This window comes from Streptomyces sp. NPDC006326 (assembly GCF_040612915.1).
In the GTDB taxonomy this organism is placed as follows: domain Bacteria; phylum Actinomycetota; class Actinomycetes; order Streptomycetales; family Streptomycetaceae; genus Streptomyces.
Genome location: NZ_JBEXRC010000053.1, coordinates 28,372 through 47,529 on the forward strand (window position 1 = coordinate 28,372; position 19,158 = coordinate 47,529).

Annotated in this window: 19 protein-coding genes and 1 pseudogene; 15 read left to right on the forward strand and 5 right to left on the reverse strand. The window is 72.8% G+C overall.

Annotated features, from left to right (window positions below):
- Window position 1 precedes the first annotated feature (1 nt).
- Window positions 2-934, forward strand: coding sequence for an AAA family ATPase (locus ABZ128_RS30400; protein WP_356852459.1), 933 nt, complete (start codon window positions 2-4; stop codon window positions 932-934).
- A gap of 61 nt (window positions 935-995) precedes the next feature.
- A complete protein-coding gene (locus ABZ128_RS30405; protein ID WP_356852461.1) occupies window positions 996-1,373 on the forward strand; it encodes an NTP pyrophosphohydrolase in 378 nt (125 codons plus the stop codon).
- A 13-nt stretch (window positions 1,374-1,386) separates the two neighbouring features.
- On the opposite strand, the gene ABZ128_RS30410 is transcribed toward ABZ128_RS30405, so the two are convergent.
- The gene (locus ABZ128_RS30410; protein ID WP_356852462.1) at window positions 1,387-2,214 is read right to left on the reverse strand and encodes a hypothetical protein; all 828 of its coding nucleotides are present in this window, start codon (window positions 2,212-2,214) and stop codon (window positions 1,387-1,389) included.
- Between the two features lie 318 nt (window positions 2,215-2,532).
- On the opposite strand from ABZ128_RS30410, the gene ABZ128_RS30415 reads away from it, so the two are divergent.
- Together ABZ128_RS30415 and ABZ128_RS30420 are read left to right on the forward strand one after the other, a co-directional pair.
- Window positions 2,533-2,763 (forward strand): DUF397 domain-containing protein, encoded by a 231-nt coding sequence (locus tag ABZ128_RS30415; protein ID WP_356852464.1) that lies wholly within the window; start codon window positions 2,533-2,535, stop codon window positions 2,761-2,763.
- A 91-nt stretch (window positions 2,764-2,854) separates the two neighbouring features.
- Window positions 2,855-3,778: a helix-turn-helix transcriptional regulator gene (locus ABZ128_RS30420; protein ID WP_356852466.1), complete on the forward strand. Its 924-nt coding sequence runs from the start codon at window positions 2,855-2,857 to the stop codon at window positions 3,776-3,778.
- On the opposite strand, the gene ABZ128_RS30425 is transcribed toward ABZ128_RS30420, so the two are convergent.
- Complete coding sequence (locus ABZ128_RS30425) at window positions 3,775-4,608, reverse strand: SAM-dependent methyltransferase (protein WP_356852467.1); 834 nt, start codon at window positions 4,606-4,608, stop codon at window positions 3,775-3,777. The genes ABZ128_RS30420 and ABZ128_RS30425 overlap by 4 nt on opposite strands.
- A gap of 585 nt (window positions 4,609-5,193) precedes the next feature.
- Between ABZ128_RS30425 and ABZ128_RS30430 the strand changes: the two genes are divergently transcribed.
- The 3 genes from ABZ128_RS30430 (at window position 5,194) to ABZ128_RS30440 (ending at window position 6,838) form a co-directional block, all read left to right on the forward strand.
- Window positions 5,194-5,388, forward strand: a complete 195-nt coding sequence (locus ABZ128_RS30430) for a hypothetical protein (protein ID WP_356852469.1) — start codon at window positions 5,194-5,196, stop codon at window positions 5,386-5,388.
- Window positions 5,389-5,472: 84 nt separating this feature from the next.
- Window positions 5,473-5,847: a YbjQ family protein gene (locus ABZ128_RS30435; protein WP_356852470.1), complete on the forward strand. Its 375-nt coding sequence runs from the start codon at window positions 5,473-5,475 to the stop codon at window positions 5,845-5,847.
- Window positions 5,848-6,214: 367 nt separating this feature from the next.
- Window positions 6,215-6,838, forward strand: a complete 624-nt coding sequence (locus tag ABZ128_RS30440) for a class I SAM-dependent methyltransferase (protein WP_356852472.1) — start codon at window positions 6,215-6,217, stop codon at window positions 6,836-6,838.
- 10 nt (window positions 6,839-6,848) lie between these two features.
- Here ABZ128_RS30440 and ABZ128_RS30445 read toward each other — a convergent pair.
- Window positions 6,849-7,304: pseudogene (locus ABZ128_RS30445) on the reverse strand (AraC family transcriptional regulator); the annotation flags it as partial.
- An 89-nt stretch (window positions 7,305-7,393) separates the two neighbouring features.
- On the reverse strand, window positions 7,394-8,338 hold the full coding sequence (locus tag ABZ128_RS30450; protein ID WP_356852473.1) for a DMT family transporter: 945 nt from the start codon (window positions 8,336-8,338) through the stop codon (window positions 7,394-7,396).
- Between the two features lie 29 nt (window positions 8,339-8,367).
- On the opposite strand from ABZ128_RS30450, the gene ABZ128_RS30455 reads away from it, so the two are divergent.
- The 6 genes from ABZ128_RS30455 (at window position 8,368) to ABZ128_RS30480 (ending at window position 15,138) form a co-directional block, all read left to right on the forward strand.
- Complete coding sequence (locus ABZ128_RS30455) at window positions 8,368-10,017, forward strand: PLP-dependent aminotransferase family protein (RefSeq protein WP_356852474.1); 1,650 nt, start codon at window positions 8,368-8,370, stop codon at window positions 10,015-10,017.
- Window positions 10,018-10,036: 19 nt separating this feature from the next.
- Window positions 10,037-11,623: a glycosyltransferase gene (locus ABZ128_RS30460; protein WP_356852475.1), complete on the forward strand. Its 1,587-nt coding sequence runs from the start codon at window positions 10,037-10,039 to the stop codon at window positions 11,621-11,623.
- 226 nt (window positions 11,624-11,849) lie between these two features.
- Window positions 11,850-12,296 (forward strand): LAETG motif-containing sortase-dependent surface protein, encoded by a 447-nt coding sequence (locus ABZ128_RS30465; protein ID WP_356852477.1) that lies wholly within the window; start codon window positions 11,850-11,852, stop codon window positions 12,294-12,296.
- An 8-nt stretch (window positions 12,297-12,304) separates the two neighbouring features.
- Entirely contained in the window at window positions 12,305-12,988 is a 684-nt protein-coding gene (locus ABZ128_RS30470) for a SigE family RNA polymerase sigma factor (RefSeq protein ID WP_356852479.1), read from the forward strand.
- Window positions 12,985-13,476, forward strand: a complete 492-nt coding sequence (locus ABZ128_RS30475; RefSeq protein ID WP_356852481.1) for a hypothetical protein — start codon at window positions 12,985-12,987, stop codon at window positions 13,474-13,476. Before ABZ128_RS30470 ends, ABZ128_RS30475 begins: the two co-directional genes overlap by 4 nt.
- 357 nt (window positions 13,477-13,833) lie before the next feature.
- A complete protein-coding gene (locus ABZ128_RS30480; protein WP_356852482.1) occupies window positions 13,834-15,138 on the forward strand; it encodes a hypothetical protein in 1,305 nt (434 codons plus the stop codon).
- Between the two features lie 207 nt (window positions 15,139-15,345).
- Here the strand turns inward: ABZ128_RS30480 and ABZ128_RS30485 are convergent, their stop codons facing one another.
- Window positions 15,346-15,807, reverse strand: coding sequence for a MarR family transcriptional regulator (locus ABZ128_RS30485; RefSeq protein WP_356852484.1), 462 nt, complete (start codon window positions 15,805-15,807; stop codon window positions 15,346-15,348).
- A gap of 182 nt (window positions 15,808-15,989) precedes the next feature.
- Between ABZ128_RS30485 and ABZ128_RS30490 the strand changes: the two genes are divergently transcribed.
- Complete coding sequence (locus tag ABZ128_RS30490) at window positions 15,990-17,210, forward strand: MFS transporter (protein ID WP_356852485.1); 1,221 nt, start codon at window positions 15,990-15,992, stop codon at window positions 17,208-17,210.
- Window positions 17,211-17,435: 225 nt separating this feature from the next.
- Window positions 17,436-19,103 carry a glycoside hydrolase family 20 protein gene (locus ABZ128_RS30495; RefSeq protein ID WP_356852489.1) on the forward strand — a complete coding sequence of 556 codons (1,668 nt, stop codon included), beginning with the start codon at window positions 17,436-17,438 and terminating at the stop codon, window positions 19,101-19,103.
- Window positions 19,104-19,158 lie beyond the last annotated feature (55 nt).

The window sequence follows — 19,158 nt, forward strand, 5'->3', positions numbered from 1 at the left end:
CGTGTCCGAAGAGCCCGCCCGCCCCGTCGTCCACGTGATGACGGGGCTGCCCGCCTCCGGCAAGACGACCGCGGCGCGCGCCCTGCAGGCCGAGGCCGGCGGCCGGATGCGCCGCGTCAACCTCGACGACCTCAGGGCCATGCTCGACGCCCCCGACCCGGAGCGGGGCCGTTCCTACCGGCACGAGCAGACCGTGCTGACCGTCCAGGACGCGGCGGTGCGCGCGGCCGTCGAGGACGGCTTCGACGTGGTCGTGGACAACACCCACCTGACCTCGCGGATCCCCAAGCGGCTCAAGGCCGCGGTCGGCGGACTGGCCACCTTCGTCGTGCACGACTTCACGGACGTTCCGGTGGAGGAGTGCCTGCGCCGGGACGCCGCCCGCGAGCGGCCGGTCGGTGAGGAGGTCATCCGCGCCCTGGCCCTGAAGCACGCCAGCGCCAAGAAGGGCGGCTGGCGGCTCACCGCGGAGTGGTTCAACGACCAGCCGGCCGTCGAACCGTACGTGTCCGACCCGGCACTGCCGCCGGCGGTGATGTGCGACATCGACGGCACGCTGGCGCTCACCGGCGACCGCAGCCCGTACGACTTCTCGCGCTGCGAGATCGACGCGCTGAACGAACCGGTGCGCTACGCGCTGGAGGCCTTCCGGCGCGCCGACGGCGACACGATCGTGCTGCTGTCCGGGCGCGGGGAGGAGCACCGTCCGCAGACGGAGGCGTGGCTGCGGCGGCACGCGGTGCCGTACGACGAGCTGTGGATGCGTCCGCTCGGTGACACGCGGCGCGACGACGTGGTCAAGGCCGAACTGTTCGACGCGCACGTGCGCCACCGGTACGCGGTGCGGGTGTCGCTGGACGACCGTGACCGGGTGGTCGCGGTGTGGCGCCGCATGGGACTGCCCACCTGGCAGGTCAACTACGGGGCCTTCTAGCCGAGGGGCCGCCGGGAGCGCAGCCGCGGCCGCCGCCGGGCGTGCCGCCCATACTGGGGGCATGAAGGTGTTGATCGTGGACGGCGCCAATGTCGTCGGATCCGTGCCGGACGGCTGGTGGCGGGACCGGCGCGGTGCGGCCGAGCGGCTGCGCGACCGGCTGGCGCAGCGGGCGGCGTCCCGGGGCTCCCGCCCCGGCGAGGGCGGGAGCGAGGAGATCGTGCTCGTCGTCGAGGGCGCAGCCCGGGGCGTCGAGTCCGTCCCCGGCGTACGGGTGGACCCGGCGCCCGGCAGCGGCGACGACCGGATCGTGGAACTGGCCGCGTCCTTCGCGGACCGCGGCTGCGTGGTGGTCACGGCCGACCGGGAACTGCGCGAGCGCGTTCGGGCGTACGGTGTGGAATGCGTGGGTCCGCGTACCGTACGCCCGGTGGACTGAAGGCTTCAGGCGGTCAGTCGCACCATTCCACGCTCTCCAGGTTCTTGACGTAACGCGCGGAGACCCAGGCCTTCTTGTGCTCGCTGAGGGCGCGGTCCTCCCGGCCCTCCTGCTCGGAGCCGTCCGCGTTCTCGTCCTCGCGGCCGCCCTCCTGCGCCCCGTCCTCCTCGGCCTCGTCCTCCCTGGACTCGTCCTGCTTGCCGCCCTCGTGCTTGCCCCCGTTGGGCTTGCCGCCCTCGTGCTTGCCCTCGTTGTGCTTGCCCCCGCCCTCGTCGTGCTTGCCGCCGTTGTGCTTGCCCTCGTCCTGCTTGGACCCGTCCTCCTCCGACCCGTCTTCCTCTGAGGGGTCTTCCTCGGACGAGTCTTCCTTGGACCCCTTGTCCTTGGAGCCCTTGTCCTTGGACCCCTTGTCCTTGGACTGGTCCTCCTTCGACTCGTCGTCCCGGCCCTCGTCCTCCCGGCCCTCGTCGTCACCGGGCCTGCCTTCGTCGTCGTGCTGCAGGTAGAGGCGGTACCACAGGGTGTTGCCGTCGACCTCTTCGCCGTGCTGCTTGCACACGATGCCGACCTTGTCCTGCGGCTTCAGGTGGCCGACGGCGGACGAGCGGGTGGTCGGCTTGCTGCGGACCGTCAGCGGGCTGCGCGAGACGACCCTGCCGACGGCGTACTCCCGGCCGGAATGGTTGCCGGATGTGTCGTCCGGCTTGAAGAGAACGATCTCCTGGGAATCCGAGCCGCCCCTCGTGTCGTGGTCGTCAGCGACAGCGGCGCCCGCGCCGATCAAGCCGAGCACCAGGCTTCCGGCGGTGAGAGCGAGGATGTTCCTGGTGGGCTTCTGCATGTGCAGGCTCCTCTACGAAGACATCCGCCCGGCCGCGGTCCGTCCGCGGCGCGGGGCGGCAGCCGGCGGCTGCCAGGGACGACTATGGCGAGGACGGGGGCGTGCCGGCCGGGTGACGCACCGCCGTTTAGCCCGAAATGCCTAATATATACATCACGGTGATTCGGGATCGGATCATATGAAGAACGGGCGGTCGGTGCACCCCATCGGGGGACTCCCGCATCCCCCGAGGCTGGCTAGCATTTCTATGAGCGCTTTTTCAGGCAATCCCACATGGGATTTCCTGATCATGCACGTCCGGCGAGGAGGGGTCGAATCATGCAGGTGGGCAACGGCGTGGTGGCGAGCGGCATTCCCGGCGCGGTCTGGGTGAAGAGCAGCGCCAGTGTGGGCAACGGCAACTGCGTGGAACTCGCCGCGCTGGGCGGGGGCGCCGTGGCGGTGCGGAATTCGCGTTTCCCCGACGGTCCGGCGCTGGTCTTCACGGCCGCCGAGATCGAGGCCTTCATCGAGGGCGCAAAGCGCTCGGAATTCGACCGGCTGACCTGAACGAGCCGAAGGCTTGGGCCAAGGCTTGGAGCGGCAGGCGGGCGCGCCTCATTCTGGGACGGACACCCACCCCGGTCATATGGGAGTACTGATGCCTGCCCTCCCCGATCCGCTGCCCGACCCGGTCGCCCCCGTCGTGCCGCTGGGCCAGGATCCGGGACGGGCGGCGGCCGACCGCCTGCTCGGGCAGGAGCTCAGAAGGTGCCGTGAGGCCCGGGGCCTCACCCTGCGCCAGGTCGCCCCGGTCATCCGGGGGTCGGTCTCGAAGATCAGCCGCCTGGAGCGGGGCGAGAGCCCGCCCCGGCCGCGCGACGTGCGCGCCCTCGCCGCGTTCTACGAGGTCGACGCGCAGCAGATGCGGGTGATCGAGCGGCTCCTGGAACACGCGCAGGACGCGGAATGGTACGAGCAGTTCAGCGATGTCACCCCCGGCTTCCTCAAGCGCCTCATCCAGCTGGAGGGCGACGCCGAGGAGATCTGCGTCTACGAGAACCTGGTCGTCCCCGGCATCCTCCAGACCCGCGCCTACGCCCGCCACATGGTCCGCGCCGTCATGCCCAGCGCCGAGCCGGAGGAGGTCGACCGGGTGGTCGAGCTGCGGGCCGAGCGGCAACTGCGCCTGATGGACGGCCCCCTGCCACGGGTGGTCGCCCTCCTGGAGGAGAGCATCCTGCACCGCCGCTGCGGTGACGCGCAGGTGATGCACGAGCAGCTGAAGCACCTGCTGCACGCCGGCGACACCGACAAGGTGAGCATCCGCATCCTGAAGATGAGCCGGGAGTGGGGCGTCACACCCCCGTATCCGATCACGCATCTCAAGTTCAGCAACGGCGAGCAGTCGGAGCTCGCCTACGTGGAGCACATCAACGGGGCGAACTACGTCACGAAGCCCCGGGCCCTCGACGACTACCGCAACGCCCTGAGCAACCTCCGCAACGCGGCGGCGTCCAAGGACGAGAGCATCGACCTGATCCTCAAGGCCCAGCACCGGTTCGGCGACCGGACCGCATCCTAGACGGCCCGGAGCCGGCCGACCCCGCCCCACTCGACCCAGTCCCGGGGACGGTGTGACGCGGGCGGGGGAGTGCTGTCGGGGCGCCAGTCGACCACGTCCACCAGGCCCGGAGCGAGGACGTCCAGTCCGTCGAAGTAGCGGCGGACCTCGTGCGGTTCGCGGACGCGGCCCCAGGTGCCGTGCGTGGTGACGTCCATCAGGCGGGTCACCTCGTCGCGGACGACGGCGTCCTCGCTGACGAGCTGGCAGATCACCATGAAGCTGCCCGGCGGCAGCAGGGCCGCCGTGTTGCGGACCACCGCGGCCGGGTCGTTCTCGTCGTCCGTGTCCTTCAGGCAGTGCAGCACGGAGACGAACAGGGCGGCGATCGGCCGGTCCCAGTCGAGGAACCCGTCCGTCTCCCGCCGGATCTCCGCGGTCCGCCGCATGTCCTTCGACAGGACCAGGGTGCGGCCGTCCTCGTGCAGCGTGGTCTGGGCGTGCGCGAGGACCATGGGATCGTTGTCGATGTACGCCACCCGGCACCGGGGGTCGGCCCGCTGGGCCACCTCGTGCACGTTGTCCTGCGTGGGCAGACCGGAACCGTGGTCGAGGAACTGCCGGATCCCGTACTCCTCGACGAGGATGCGGACGACGCGCTGCAGGAACGCCCGGTTGTTGCGGGCCAGCAGCTGGGTGCTGGGGGCGATCTCCAGGAGCCGGGCACAGGCCTCGCGGTCGCTGGCGTAGTTCTCCACCCCGCCCAGCAGCCAGTCGTACATCCGAGCGACACTCGGGGTGTGCATGTCGATGAGCGGCGACGGTGTCCCGGGGGTCTGCCCTGACTCCATGTGCCCTCCTGGTGGCCCTCGTCAAAGGCCCTGCGGCCGGGGTGGCGGCCCATCGTAGGGAGTGTGGCGGGGGCGTGCCAATCACTCGTACAGGAGTTTCGGCCAAGGCCGGCGCGGGCCGCACCACCCGGGCCACGAAGCCGTGCCCGCCCCCGAACGGGCACGGCCTCGCAGGGGCCCGGCGGGGGCAGGACCGTCGCCGACTCCCGGTCGGCTGAGGAAAATCCAAGCAGGCGGGCGCCGGGGAAGTCGCCCGTCCACGGAGTGAAATCGGCCTCCCCACCGAGGAGGTGTCCCTGTACAACCAGGGTTGTACGCAAGGGCGTTGACGTGCAGCGGTCCGCACCTGCGGCCGTGATGAGGATCCGCGCCGTGCTTCCGGCCGTCGCCCAGACCGTGTACGCCCTCGACTTCCTCTGGATCTCGGCCACCGTGCTGCGAACTGGCCTGATCGGCACGGTTACTGACGGGTCACCGACGGGCTCGCCCACCTCCTGCCGGCCGCCGTGTACCTTCCGCTCGTCCTGCGCCGGCGCTTCCCCGTCGCCGTCCTGATCAGCACGGAGCTCCCTGCGCTCCCGGCGCGTGTCGGCCAGGTGCGATGCCGTCACCTTGGCCGTGCTGCTGTGGGGCACCCGGCTCGCCGAACCGGGCATCGGCCCGCCCGGCGTCGGCTTCGTGACCGTCACCACCGTCGTCTGCCGGGTGACCGCGCTGTCCAGCCGCGCCCAGGCCGTGGTCCTAGCCCACGAGTCCGGTCTCGCCGCCCGCCGGGCCTGACGTCCCCGCCGGCCTGGTGCCCGATCGGCCCTGACAGCGCCTCCACCGGATGCGCGGGTCCTCGTACGCGGCCACAGTGGCCCCATGGGTATCGAAGACTTCGGCGGCGGCCCCGGGGCCCAGCAGACCGGCGTACTGGTCGTCACGACCAACGACGCACCCGGCTACCGGGTCGAACAGGTCATCGGAGAGGTGTTCGGCCTCACCGTGCGCTCCCGCCACCTGGGCAGCCAGATCGGCGCCGGCCTCAAGTCCATGATCGGCGGCGAGCTCAAGGGGCTGACCAAGACCCTGGTGGAGACCCGCAACCAGGCCATGGAACGGCTCATCGAGCACGCCAAGGCCCGCGGCGCCAACGCCGTGCTGATGATGCGCTTCGACGTGACCGACGCCGCCGACGTCGGCACCGAGGTGTGCGCCTACGGGACGGCCGTCGTCCTGGCGCCCGCCTCGGCCTGACACCCGCCTCCCGTAAGTCCAGGACGGCGCTCCGCTTTGTCCATGGGCCTGCCGTGCCGCGGTCCGCAAGCTGACAGGTCGGTGAGCGGACCGCCCGGGCCCCACCAGGAGCCGTGCGGTCTTCCGCCCAGGAAGCGCCGACTCCCGGAGGCCCGATGCGCACCCCCCTCTGGTCCCTGGGGCGCGGCCGCCACCACCGGCACCTTCGCTGACACCACGGCGCAGCAGGACGCCCCGTTCTCGCCCAGGGCGGCCCGGTACGTCAGACTCAGGGCCACGAGCGAGGTGAACGGCAACCCCTGGACCTCGGCAGCCGAGCTCAACATCGGCTGCCTGCCCGGAACATGAGAGGGAGCGAGGCATCGCGATGAGTGGTGGGAAGTCGGCAGCAGAGGTGTTCGACGCACTGGCGGAACGCTACGAGGAGGCGTTCGGGCGGATCCCCGCGCAGCAGGAGGCCCTCGACTGGCTCGCCGCCCGGCTGCCCCGCGGCGCCCGGGTGCTGGACGTGGGCAGCGGCACCGGCCGCCCCACCGCCGAGACGCTGGCGGCGGCCGGCTGCTCGGTCACCGGGATCGACGTCTCGGCCGCGATGGTCGCCCTCGCACGCGAGCGGGTCCCGCAGGCCCGCTTCGAACAGGCGGACGTCCGCACGTACACCCCCGGGGAGGCCTTCGACGCCGTGTGCGCCTTCTTCCCGCTGCTGATCATGGAACAGGCGGAGGTGGCCGCCTCGTTGGAGCGGATGGCCTCCTGGGTCGCACCGGGCGGCCATCTCGTCGTGGCCACGGTGCCGGGCGACATCCGCGACCTCCCCATCGAGTGGATGGGCCACCGGGTCACCGTCAGCAGCCTGTCCGCGCAGGAGTACGGGCAGCGGATCGAGGCGGCCGGCCTGGAACTGCTGCACCGGCACACGAGCCTGTTCCGGCCGGAAGGCGGCCTCGCCGACCCCGAGGAGCACCTCTTCTGCTACGCGCGAAGGCCCTGAGGACAGGGGCCTACCGGCCCGGGCCGCTCACCGACTGCCGGGCACGGAACCGTACGGGCGCCATGCCCACGCGCCGGCTGAACAGCCTGCTGAAGTACGCCGGATCCTCGTACCCGACCCGCCGGGCCACTCCGGCGACCGGCAGGTCGGTACGGGCCGGCAGCTCCTTCGCCCGGCTGAGCCGGATGCCGAGCAGGTACTCCTTGACCCCCTCGCCGGTACTGCGCCGCACCGCCCCGCGCAGCTCCGGCAGCGGGATCCCGAGCCGGGCCGCCCGGACGATCCCGTCCACCACGTGCTCCACCCCGGCCGTCCCGCTCAGCGGCACCAGCGGGCGGTCCGGGGTGACGTAGCCGAGATCGGTGTACGCGTCCACGCCGGTCCCCGTGAAATCCACGAAGCACTCGTCCCCACCAGTCTGCGGATCCGGGCCGTAGTGGTGCTCGACGCCGGGGACCAGCCACAGCGGGGGTTGCCGTACGGGGAACCGCCGTACGGGGACTGCTGGACGAGGGCGTCGCCATCTGCGGATGGTGATCCAGCCGGCCGCGCCCCTCAAGGGGACGTGGGGGCCCGGTCCTGCGCGCCCGGCTCCGGGCGCAGCCGCAGGGCGGCGGCCCGCTGCGGGCGCAGTCCCGTGGCCAGCCCGGCGACCACCACGACCAGTCCCAGCCAGACCGGCATCCCGGGCACCCCGCCGCCCGCCAGAGCGCCGACGGCCGCCGCCGACAGGGGTGCGACGCCGGTCAGCAGCCCGGCGCGTCCCGCGCCGACGGCGGCCACCGTGCGGTACCAGAGCAGGAAGGCCACCGCCGTCACCATGACCGCCAGGTACCCGGCGGCCGCCCACTGGCCCGGGCCGAGGTCGAGCAGATCGGCCGGCCTCTCGGCGAACAGGGCCAGCGTCGCCAGCATCACCGCCCCGAGCCAGACCGCGTGCACCGACACCCCCCACGGGCCGTGGCGGCGCAGCACCGGCACCGCGAGCAGGGTGAACCCCGCCTCGCACGCCAGCGCCAGCCCGGCCCAGGCCACCCCGGCCGCATCGGTGCGCCCCGTGCCCTCGACCAGCACGGCCCCGGCCACCACCAGCACCGCGGCCACCAGGATCCGGCGGCTCGGCCCCCGCCCCTCCAGCAGCGGCCCGACCACCCCGAGGAGGACGGGTACGGAGGCCACCGCCACGGCGATGACTGCCGGTTCGGCGTGCGCCACCCCGCGGACGACGGCCACGTTGAACAGGACCAGGCCGGTGGCCGCGATCCCCGCCAGCCACAGCCACTCGCGGCCGCGCGGCCGCAGGACCGGGACCCGGGCGACCCGGGCGAACGCGAGCAGGAGCAGGGTGGCCGCCAGGTACCGGACGGCCTGGGTGGCGAACAGCGGGGCATGCACCAGGGAGCGGGAGACGGTGACGCTGCCGCCCACCAGCACCATGCCGAGGGTCCCGGGGGCGAGGTCGCGGAGCGCGCGGCGCGGCGAGGACGGGGAGGTGTTCACACCGCTCAGCCTCTGCCAGCATTGGACCCGTGGACAGTGCCGAACGAAGCCGCTCTCAGGGGTCCAAAGCGGAGGATGCCCGGCCCGGTGGTGGTGCCCGCACCGACGGTCCCCGGCGCGGTGGGTCCCCGACCGGTGGATCCGGGTCCGGTCACGCCCGGTCCGGTGGCGCCGGATCAGCATCCGGTGCAGGGTCCGACTTCCTTCAGCTCGACATCGGCCGGGCGCCGGCGGGCGGCCGCACCGACTGGCTGACGGACCGCATCCGTGCGGCCATCGCCGACGGCACCCTCCCGGTCGGCAGCACGCTCCCGGCGGGCCGGGTGCTCGCCGCGGAGCTCCGGGTCTCCCGGGGCCTGGTGACCGAGGTCTACCGGCGGCTCGCCGACTCCGGGCAGGTGGTGGGCCGCGGCCGTGCAGGGACGGTCGTCGTCGCCGCGCCCGTCGTCGCCGCGCCCGTCGTCACCGGGCCCGTGGCGGCCGCCACGCCGCCCGCACCCGCGAGCGCCGGCCGGCCCCCGGCCGACCCGTTCGCACCGCGGGCAGCGGAGGCGCTCGTGGACGCGCTGCGCGCCGTGCCCTGCCGCATCGACCTGTCGCCCGGCGTCCCCGACCTCACCGCCTTCCCGCGTACCGCCTGGCTCCAGGCCGAGCGCCGGGTCCTGGCCGGGCTGACCCCCGCCGACTTCGGCTACGGCAACCCGCAGGGCGCCCCCGCCCTGCGGGCGGCGGTCGCCGGCTGGCTGGCCCGCAACCGGGGCATCCGGGCCGATCCCGACGAGGTGGTCGTCGTCTCCGGGGTCGCCCAGGCGCTCGGCCTGCTCGCGCACGTGCTGCGGGAGGACGGAGTACGCCGGGTGGCCGTGGAGGACCCCGGCTCGCTCGGGGCGCGGCAGCAACTGGAGTACGGGCGGCTGGAGACGGTGCCCGTCCCGGTGGACGCGGCCGGGCTGGACGCCGCCGCACTCCGGGCGAGCGGCGCCGGGGCGGTGCTGCTGACCCCGGCGCACCAGTTCCCCACCGGCGTCGTACTCGACGGGGAGCGCCGCCGTGATGTGCTCGGCTGGGCGGCGGCCGGGGGAGTGGTGATCGAGGACGACTACGACGCCGAGCACCGCTACGACCGCGCGCCCGTCCCGGCGCTGCGCTCCCTGCTGCCCGAGGGCGTCTGTTACGCGGGCAGCGTGTCCAAGCTCCTCGCGCCCGCCCTGCGGCTGGGCTGGCTGCTGGTCCCGCCGAGGCTGCGGGACGCCGTGGTCGCCGCGAAACGCTACGCGGACCTCGGCAGTCCCGTCCTCGCCCAGCTCGTGCTGGCCCGGCTCATGGACTCCGGCGAGCTGGAGCGCCACCTGCGCTTCGTCCGGCGCCGCCACCGCCACCGCCGGGACGCCACCCTGCGCGCGGTGGCCGCGCACCTGCCCGGAGCCCGGGTCCACGGCGCGGCCGCGGGTCTGCACCTGATGGTCACCTTCGACGGGGCCGCCTTCGAGGACACCGTCCTCGCGGCGAAGGCCCTGTCCCTGGGGGTCAAGGCACACCCGCTGTCCTGGCACCGCATCCGCCCCGGCGCCCCCGGCCTGGTCCTGGGCTACGCGGCGGGCCCGCCGAGCGAACTGGAGGAGGGCATCGGACTGCTCGGCGAGGCGCTGCGCCGGACCGTCCCCCGGGGCGCCGGATGACGAACCTTATGCTCAGGGCATGCACCACCAGCCCACCCCCGACGTATCCGTGATCATCGCCGTCTACGACGCGCTGCCGTACCTGGGCGACTGCCTCGAATCCGTCGTGCAGCAGAGCATCGGGATGGAGCGCCTGGAGGTCATCGCGGTCGACGACGGCTCCACCGACGGCAGCGGCGCCGAACTGGAGCGCTACGCCGCCCGCCACCCGCAGCTGCGGGTACTGCACCAGCCGAACTCCGGAGGGCCGGGCGGCCCGCGCAACCGGGCCCTCGACCTGGCCCGCGGCCGGTACGTCTTCGTCCTCGACGCGGACGACCACCTCGGACCCGAGGCGCTGGAACGGCTGGTGGCGATGGCCGATGCCCAGGGCAGCGACGTGGTGCTCGCCCGGCAGGTGGGCCTCGGGCGGACCGTCTCGGAGAAGGCGTACCGGCACGCCGAGGAGGCCGACCTCTACACCTCGGAGGTCTACCGTTCGCTGCACTCGGCCAAGCTGATGCGCCGCCAGGTCCTTGAGGACGGACACCTGCGCTACCCGGAGGACCTCTGGTACGGCGAGGACCAGATCTTCATGACCTCCGTGTACCTGGCCGCGGGCAGGATATCGGTGGTCGGCGACTACGACTGCTACTTCCTGCGCCGCCGCGACGACGGGCGCAACATCACCTCCCGGCCCCGGAACGCCGAGGAGACGGTGGCGCACATCGAGCGCGTCATGGCGCTGGTGGCCGAGCGCGTTCAGGACCCGGTGGGCCGGCGCCGCATGCTCGGCCGGCACTTCCGCAGCCTGCTGAGCACGGCGCTGCGCCCGGCGGTCCTGGCCCGTCACACCGACCCCGGCTACACCGCCGAGGTGTACGGGCGGGCGCGGGCGCTCGTCGAGACGTACTGGACGCCCGACATGGGCGGGGAGCTGGCCCGGATCGACTGGATACGGCTGTACGCCTTCGCCTGCGGGCCGCTCACGGCCTTCGAGCAGCTGGTCGAGTACGACCCGGCGCAGGAGCCCGAGCCGGCGGAGATCGTGGACAACGGACGGGTGTACCGCTGCTACCCGTTCTTCCGGGATCCGGCTGCGGCCCTGCCGGACGTCCTCTTCGACGTGACCGACCGGCTCAAGGCCCGGCACCACCTGGCGTCGATGTCCTGGCAGGGCGGCCGGTTGCGGCTGACGGGGCACGCGTACATCCAGAGCCTGGGGACCGGCCGGATGGAGAGCGAACTCGTGCTGCGGGCACGGGAGACGGGCCAGGAGCACACGGTCCCCGTCAAGGCCCGACCGACGCCGGAACTGGCCGGGAAGGACCCGGAGCTGGCCATGGCGGGCTTCTCGGCGGACGTGGACCTCGCGACGCTCGCCGCGGGCGAACCGCTCGCGCCGGGCACCTGGGACTGCTTCCTGAACGTACGGGCGGACGGCATCACCAGGACCGTCCGGCTGGGCCGCCGGCACGCCCCGGAGCTGGACCGGACGGCGCGCAGGGCGCGCGTCCTCGCCCGCGACGCGGGCGGAGTCACCGAAGTGGCGGCGGCCCCCTTCTTCACCAGCTACGGGAACCTGAGCTTCGAGGTGGTCCGCAGGCTTCCCCTGCCGAAGGGGTGAACCGCCCGGTGGCCGGCCGACGCACCTGCTCGACCAGGAGCGAGGCGGCGGGGTGGGGTGGGGTGGGGGCCTGCGGTCGCGGTGGGGTGCGGCGCGGGGCGGTGGGGTGCGGCGCGGGGCGGTGCGAAAAGTTTTCCGGTGGAGGCGGCAACCTCCCCCCGGGTCGCGCGTCGTGGGGGGTGAAGGGCGCAGTTCCGTGCCCCCCAGCCGATCGTGGAGATCCCCTGTGAGCAACCTGAAGCGCGTTCCCCTGCCCCTCCGCCGGGCGGCCGTCACCGCTGCCGCCGCCGCAGCGGCCGTCGCCCTCGCCGGTCCGGCCTTCGCGGCGCAGGGCGCTTCGGCCACGCCGTCGCCCGTCCCCAGCACGGCACCGAGCGCCGTTCCGAGCAGCGCGCCGTCGCCTTCGCGCAGCATCCCGCCCACCGCCACCCTGAGCGCGGCCCCGAGCGCCGCTCCGACGCCGTCGCGCAGTGTGCCGCCCACGACCGCCCCCACCGCACAGCCGAGCGCGGTGCCCTCCGCCCCCGCCACCGCCCCCGCCGACCAGGCCGGGAACGAGCTCGCGCATACTGGCTCCTCCGCGACCACCACCGCCCTGGGAGCCGGAGCCGCCGTGCTCCTGGCCGCCGGGGCGGGGACCCTGTACGCCGTGCGGCGCCGCGCCAACGGCTGAGGACCTCCGTGCTCCACCTCGCCCCCACGGCATCACCGGCATGCCCCGCAGGCCCCCTCGCGCCCGGCTTCGGCCGGGCGTGGCGGGGCCTTCGGGCGCGGCTGCTGCGCCGCGAGCGCCTCACACAGCCGAAGCACGCGCAGCCGTACGGGCCGGGCTCCGCGCCCGGGCACCCGTACGAGGACACACCGCGCGGGGACCCGTCGCGGCCCACCGTGACCGAGCTCTACCACGCGCACCGGCTGGGCATGGTCCGGCTGGCGGTGCTGCTCGTCGACGACCTGGCCACCGCCGAGGACGTGGTCCAGGACGCCTTCACCGCCCTGTACCGGCGACACGGCGAGCACATAGGCGAGGTCGACAACGCCCTCGGCTACCTGCGCACCGCCGTGGTCAACACCTCCCGCTCCGTCCTGCGCCGCAGGCGCACCGCCCGGGCGTGGACCCCGCCCGCCCCGGCCGACCTGCCGTCCGCGGAGGAGTGCGTGGTGCTCGGCGAGGCGCACCGCGAAGTGCTGGCCGCCCTCGGCCGGCTGACCCCCCGCCGCCGTGAGGTCCTCGTCCTGCGGTACTGGGCGGACCTCAGCGAGGCGGAGATCGCGACGACCCTCGGGATCAGCCGGGGCGCGGTCAAATCGAACGCCAGCCGGGCCCTGGACGCGCTGGAGCGGATTCTGGAGGGACGGATATGACGCAGGCCGAACGCACCGTCGAGCGCAGGCTGCGCCAGGCCCTCGACGCCCGCGCGGACGAGATCACCCTCCGCGACCTGCGCCCTGCGGATCCGCCGGGAGCGCACGCCCGGCACCGGTCGGCGGGCCGGGTGTGGCTGCGGCGTTTCGCCCTGCCGCTCGCGGGACTCGCGGCGGCCGCGGCCGCCGTCGCGGGCCATGTCCTGCTGGGGCCGGAGCAGGCACCGCCGCGGCCCGTGCCGCCGGCCTCGCCGCCCGAGATCCCCGCGTCCCCCGGCCCCTCGGAGCCCGGCACCCCGCACCCCTCCCCGGAGCCGTCCACGCCCCGCCCGCCGACGCCCCGGCCCTCGTCCGCCCCGTCGCGCAGCCCCGCCCCGACCCCCTCGTCCCCGAGGCCCCAGTCGCACTCCCCGACCCCGTCGGCGCCGCACTCGTCCCCGCCGCCCTCAGCCTCGACCCCCCCGAGCGCCGCCCCCTCCCGGGGGTAGGGGCGAGGGGCACCTCGTTTCGCGGGATCCCACATTGACCAGGTGGAGACGGCTGCGAAGTGGGCCCGTCGAGGCCACTCGCCGCCGCCTTGGCCAGTGCCCTGCAGTGGCGGCAGCGCATCGGAAGCATGCTCTTCCATCCGGCCGTACGGCGTGATCGTTTCTCCGGTGAAGAGGCTCCCCCACCAAGGTGAGGCCTTCGTGGTTCGGGTGGGGGTGACCGCAACCTCCGCTACCCATGGTCGTGATGGAAAGCCGGCGTGGTCGGCTGCTTGCGCGCCGGTGGTAGGGGCGGCGCTCGTTCCCCGCAGCGCCGACCGGGATCGCCGTGGGTTGGCCAACTGGAATGGATGATCCGTGATCACCAAGCAAATGAACCCTTTCCGCTACTGGTTCCTCTCTGCGCTACTCGCGGTCATCCTCCTGACCGAAGTCGGACTATTCATGTGGAGCGGCATCTACGACGTCCGGGACTACGGAAAGGAGCAGGTCCTCTCCGCGCTCCTCAGGTTCCTCATTGTGGCCCTCAACATCATTGCGCTCCTCCAGATGTACGCCAGGAGTTCTGTCGCAGGGTTCGTTCGAAGTCTCCGTCGACACCTGCCGGGCAGGGCCGCCGGGCCGCGGCGGCCGAGTTCGATCGCCGCCGCTGTTCGGGCAGCGCGGAACCAACGGTATGGTCGGCCGAGCAAAAGCGCTGCCACCGGCTCCGGGGTGAGGAATCCATGGCAGCACCCCATCGTGCTGGTCTCGCAGGCCGCGGCTCTCCCCATGCTGTTCATTCCGATCTGGATCGACCTGCACAGCCCCACCCTCGACATGGGATGGCTCATGCTGGCGTTCGGCCTGGTCGTCTGCATCGTCGTGCTTCTGGTCAGTGCTGCGGTATATGGTCATGTCAACTTCGGCTGGGTGGCGCTGGGTGCCCTGCTTCCCCTTCTCGGATTTGCCCAGTGGGCTTACCTGACCTTCTACAAGCCCACTCATGAGCGCCCCAAGGTCGACGTTGCCACCACACTGGAGAAGGTGAGTGCCTCGCACGGTGTCACGCGAGTCCGCGGTACCGTGACGCTTAAAAACAACGGTGCGGCGCCCGCGGAAGCATTGGGAGCCATTTATGTGGTGACTGGGCACCTGGTGGAGTCGGCGGAAGGCATGTCCGCTGAAGATGCGAGCGCAACGTTGGACCTTTCGAAGCCGAACCGGCGGCATTTCGGGAAATTTGCATCCCTGCTCAGCTTCGACGACCTGCTTGCGACCGGCGAATCTTTGGCCCCTGGAGAAACGCGCACGCACTCGTTCGTTTTCGATGCGCGGGACGGCAAACAAGGTGTGGTCCGGCTGACTGCATACATCTCGATGTCCACACCAACGGGAGATCCGGATCCCAGAGCGTGCGTGCCTGCCCCACTGGCGCCAAATGTCTGTACGCGCACAGATTTTGCGCCCAGTAGCTTGGCCAGGAAGAAGCTGAGTGACGAGCCCTTCGCCGAGACGGTTGTGCACTTCGATGTGATGGAGGTCGACCCTCCGGCCGCTCCTTACCTTTCCACGGTGTTCAAAGGCGGAAAGCAGAAGGAAGGTGAGAAAGTGCAGAACATTGACCCGCTCGTTCGGGATCAGTTCACGCAGTCCATCACGGAGCTTCGCTTGGATCCCTGAAGGAGCCGGCGGCTGATGGCGACGACTGCTCCGTCGCGCCGGAAGGGCGCTGCCCGTTCATCAGCCTCAAGAGGGCGGCTCACGTGGCACGTTTCGCGAGCTTTCTGTAGCAGGTCAGGGCAGCGGCCAAGCCGAGGAAGGCGAGGAAGTGCGAGCCCTTTTGTTCGTAGTCCGCTCTCGGGTCGGTCATGATCCGCAGGGCACCTGCTACGCCGTGCGGGGGCGGGTGTTTTCGATCGCCGTGACCAGGGGGGCGAGTTCCGGGTTGTGGGCGGCCTCGTCCAGTGCCTCGCGCAGGGCGGTGTCGTTCGTCGGCCGGGCGGCGGCCAGGAGGGCCAGGCCCGCCTCGCTCACGTCGGTGTAGATGCCCCGGCGGTCGGTGTCGCAGATGTAGCGGTTCAGCAGGCCGCGGTCCTCCAGCCGACTGACGAGGCGGGTGGTCGCGCTCTGGCTGAGCACCACCGAGTCGGCGACCTGGTGCATCCGCAGGTGGCCGCCGGGACCGTTGTGCTGGCGGCTGAGGACGTCCAGGAGGGAGTACTCCCGCACGCTCAGCCCGTGGCCGGCCTGCAGGGCCCGCTCGATGTGCGCCTCGATCCGCCCGTGGAGCAGCGAGAGGGCGCACCAGCCCTGGGAGAGGGCGGTGAGCGCGCTGTCCGTCGCCGTCATGGACTCCTCCTCGGGAGCGTCTTCAGGGGCCTCTTCGCAGCCCAGGGCCCCAGGATAGGACACCTCTGCAATAGCCCGCGCTTGCAACCATCCCGCGTCTGCAATTAATGTGGACGCACGTAAGCGGCGTACGCAATCTCTGCGTCCTGCGGCACTCCCTCCCCTGAAGGACACCTCCCCTCATGCCTCTCGCACTGCTCGCCCTCGCCATCGGGGCCTTCGGGATCGGCACCACCGAATTCGTGATCATGGGCCTGCTCCCCGAGGTCGCCGGCGACTACGGCGTCTCCATCCCCACCGCCGGCCTGCTGGTGACCGGCTACGCCCTCGGCGTCGTGCTCGGCGCCCCGCTGATGACCGTCCTCGGCACCCGCATCCCCCGCAAGCGCATGCTGATGCTGCTCATGGGCCTCTTCATCGTCGGCAACGTGCTCTCCGCGCTCGCCCCCGCCTTCGGCCTGATGCTCGCCGGCCGCGTCGTCGCCTCCCTCGCCCACGGCGCCTTCTTCGGCATCGGCTCGGTCGTCGCCGCGGAACTCGTCGCCCCCGAGAGGAAGGCGGGCGCGATCGCCATGATGTTCACCGGCCTGACCGTGGCCAACGTGGTCGGCGTCCCCCTCGGCACCCTGGTCGGCCAGACCCTCGGCTGGCGCGTCACCTTCCTGATCGTCGCCGCGCTGGGCGTCCTCGGCCTCCTCGGCATCGCCCGGCTGGTCCCCGAGCTGCCCCGCCCCGAGGGCGTCCGGATCCGCCACGAGCTGGCCGCCTTCCGCAACGTGCAGGTGCTGCTCGCCATGGCGATGACCGTGCTCGGCTTCGGCGGGGTCTTCGCCGCCATCACCTACATCACGCCGATGATGACGAACGTCGCCGGTTTCGCCGACACCTCCGTCACCTGGCTCCTCGTCCTCTTCGGCCTGGGCATGGTGGGCGGCAACCTCGTCGGCGGCCGGTTCGCCGACCGCGCGCTGATGCCGATGCTGTACGTGTCCCTCGGCGCCCTCGCCGTGGTCCTGGCCCTCTTCACGGTCACCGCCCACACCAAGGCCGGCGCCGCGATCACCGTCGTCCTCATCGGCGCGCTCGGCTTCGCGACCGTACCGCCGCTGCAGAAGCGGGTCCTCGACCAGGCCGCCGGCGCCCCCACCCTCGCCTCCGCCGTCAACATCGGCGCCTTCAACCTCGGCAACGCGCTCGCCGCCTGGCTCGGCGGACTGGTCATCGCCGCCGGGCTCGGCTGGACCGCCCCGAACTGGGTCGGCGCCGCGCTGGCCGCCTCCGCGCTGGTCCTCGCCCTCGTCTCCGGCGCACTGGAGCGGCGCACGGCCTCCTCCCGCCCCGGCCGCGTCGCCGCCTCCGGCGGGTCCGCCCCGACGGCCCCCGCCGTCTCCGTCCGCCACTGATCCACGACCGTACGTACGCACACCCTGGAGCACCCCGCAGGTCCCGCACCGCCATCCCGGCGACCACCACCCCCCGGACGACCACCCCTCGTACCCCCGTCGCCCCGCTCGGCACCGAGGGCGCCGAACTGCTCGTCGCCGCCGCCCTGGCCGCGCCGGCCTGACCTCCCCGGTCGCGCGCCCGTGTCCTGCGTGCCACGTTGGTACGGGGGAGACGAGTGCATGATGCGGAATTCCAGGCGGTACAGGAGGGTCCACGTCAGCGCGACGGCCACGGCAGCCGCGCTGGTCTCCCTCGCCGTCCCCGGCTGCGCCACCGCCCACGAGGACCGCGCGCCGGGCCCGGCCTCCACGGCCCCCGCCGCCCCGGCGCTCACCCCCGCGCCGAGCGCTTCGCCCAACCCGGAGCCGACCCCCTCGTACCCCCTGTCCGCCGCCCCGCGTACGATCCCGGCCGTACGGGAGCACACGCCGGCCCGCGGCCCCGGCTGGAAGCCCGCAGCGGGCGCCCGCGTGGTCGTGGCACCGGCCGACGGCAAGGCCCTGGCCGACGAGGGCAGGCTGCTCGCGGGCGAACTGCACCTGGGGTACGCCGAATCCGCGACCGCGAACCGCGGCGATGTCGAACTGGCCCTCGGCGCGAAGGGTTCCGGGACCCCCGAGTCGTACACCCTCACCGTGCGCGACGGCCGGGTACGCGTCACCGGGCCCGACGAGGCCGGCGTCTTCTACGGCACCCGCACCCTCAAACAGGAGGTGAAGTCCGGGGGTTCGGCCCCCGAGGGCACCGTGCGCGACGCACCGGCCAAGCCGCAGCGCGGCCTCAACCTCGACATCGCCCGCAAGTACTTCACGCCCGGGTGGATCGAGGACCGGCTGCACGAGCTCGCCGACCTCAAGCTCAACCAGCTCGGCCTGCACTTCTCCGACGACCAGGCGTTCCGGATCGAGTCCGACACCCACCCCGAGATCGTCTCCACCCCGCACCTCACCAAGGCCGAGGTCCGCAGGATCACCGCGCTCGCCGCCCGCCTGCACATCACCGTCGTCCCCGAGATCGACTCGCCCGGCCACCTCGGCGCGGTGCTGCGTGCCCACCCCGGGCTGCAGTTGCGCGACGTGCAGGGCAGGGCGGTGAAGGGCGCCGTGGACATATCGAACCCGGCGTCCGCGAAGCTCGTCGACGAACTGCTGCGCGAGTACCTGCCGCTGTTCCCCGGCGGGTACTGGCACCTGGGCGCCGACGAGTACCAGGCGCTGGTCTACCGCGACCCGCAGGCCTCCTTCCCGCAGCTCGCGCGGGCCGCGCAGCGGCGCTACGGGCCCTCCGCCCGGGTGAAGGACCTGGCGACGGGCTGGCTGAACGACCGGGCGGCCGTGGTGCGTCCGGCGGGCAGGACGCCCAAGGCGTGGAACGACGGGTTCTTCGCCGGGGGCGTGGTGCAGGCCGCCAAGGACATCCAGGTGGAGTACTGGACGGGCAAGGAGAACGGGGCCCGGCCTCCGCTGGAGTACCTGAAGCAGGGGCGCAGGCTGGTCAACCTGAACGACGAGTTCCTGTACTACGTGCTCGGCGAGCCGAACCAGTTCACCTATCCGACCGGACGGCGGATCTACGAGCAGTGGACGCCGCTGGTGCTGCGCGGCACCACCGCGGTGCCGTCGGGCTACGCGGGCCAGGTGCTGGGCGCGCGCCTCGCCGTCTGGTGCGACCTGTCCGGCGCGCAGACGCCGGCCCAGGTGGCCGAGGGGATCCGGCTGCCGCTGGCGGCGCTGGCCCAGAAGGTGTGGGACGCGCGGACGCCGAAGCCCTCATGGGCCGAGTTCAAGGCCCTCGCGGACCGGCTGCGGGGACCGGCCGGCGGTGCCCGCCCCTCGCCGGACGGCGGGTGACCCAGGGGGACGCGGCGGACCCCGGCCCGACGGCGCCCGGCCCGGCCCCCGGCCC

Bases quoted from the DNA above. Each gene is read 5' to 3' on its own strand.
- ABZ128_RS30415 (WP_356852464.1), top strand. From the start codon at position 2,533: ATGCAGGTGGGCAACGGCGTGGTGGCGAGCGGCATTCCCGGCGCGGTC.
- ABZ128_RS30475 (WP_356852481.1), top strand. From the start codon at position 12,985: ATGACGCAGGCCGAACGCACCGTCGAGCGCAGGCTGCGCCAGGCCCTC.
- ABZ128_RS30485 (WP_356852484.1), bottom strand. From the start codon at position 15,807: ATGACGGCGACGGACAGCGCGCTCACCGCCCTCTCCCAGGGCTGGTGC.
- ABZ128_RS30435 (WP_356852470.1), top strand. From the start codon at position 5,473: ATGGGTATCGAAGACTTCGGCGGCGGCCCCGGGGCCCAGCAGACCGGC.
- ABZ128_RS30490 (WP_356852485.1), top strand. From the start codon at position 15,990: ATGCCTCTCGCACTGCTCGCCCTCGCCATCGGGGCCTTCGGGATCGGC.
- ABZ128_RS30410 (WP_356852462.1), bottom strand. From the start codon at position 2,214: ATGCAGAAGCCCACCAGGAACATCCTCGCTCTCACCGCCGGAAGCCTG.
- ABZ128_RS30460 (WP_356852475.1), top strand. From the start codon at position 10,037: ATGCACCACCAGCCCACCCCCGACGTATCCGTGATCATCGCCGTCTAC.
- ABZ128_RS30440 (WP_356852472.1), top strand. From the start codon at position 6,215: ATGAGTGGTGGGAAGTCGGCAGCAGAGGTGTTCGACGCACTGGCGGAA.
- ABZ128_RS30495 (WP_356852489.1), top strand. From the start codon at position 17,436: ATGCGGAATTCCAGGCGGTACAGGAGGGTCCACGTCAGCGCGACGGCC.
- ABZ128_RS30425 (WP_356852467.1), bottom strand. From the start codon at position 4,608: ATGGAGTCAGGGCAGACCCCCGGGACACCGTCGCCGCTCATCGACATG.
- ABZ128_RS30405 (WP_356852461.1), top strand. From the start codon at position 996: ATGAAGGTGTTGATCGTGGACGGCGCCAATGTCGTCGGATCCGTGCCG.
- ABZ128_RS30420 (WP_356852466.1), top strand. From the start codon at position 2,855: ATGCCTGCCCTCCCCGATCCGCTGCCCGACCCGGTCGCCCCCGTCGTG.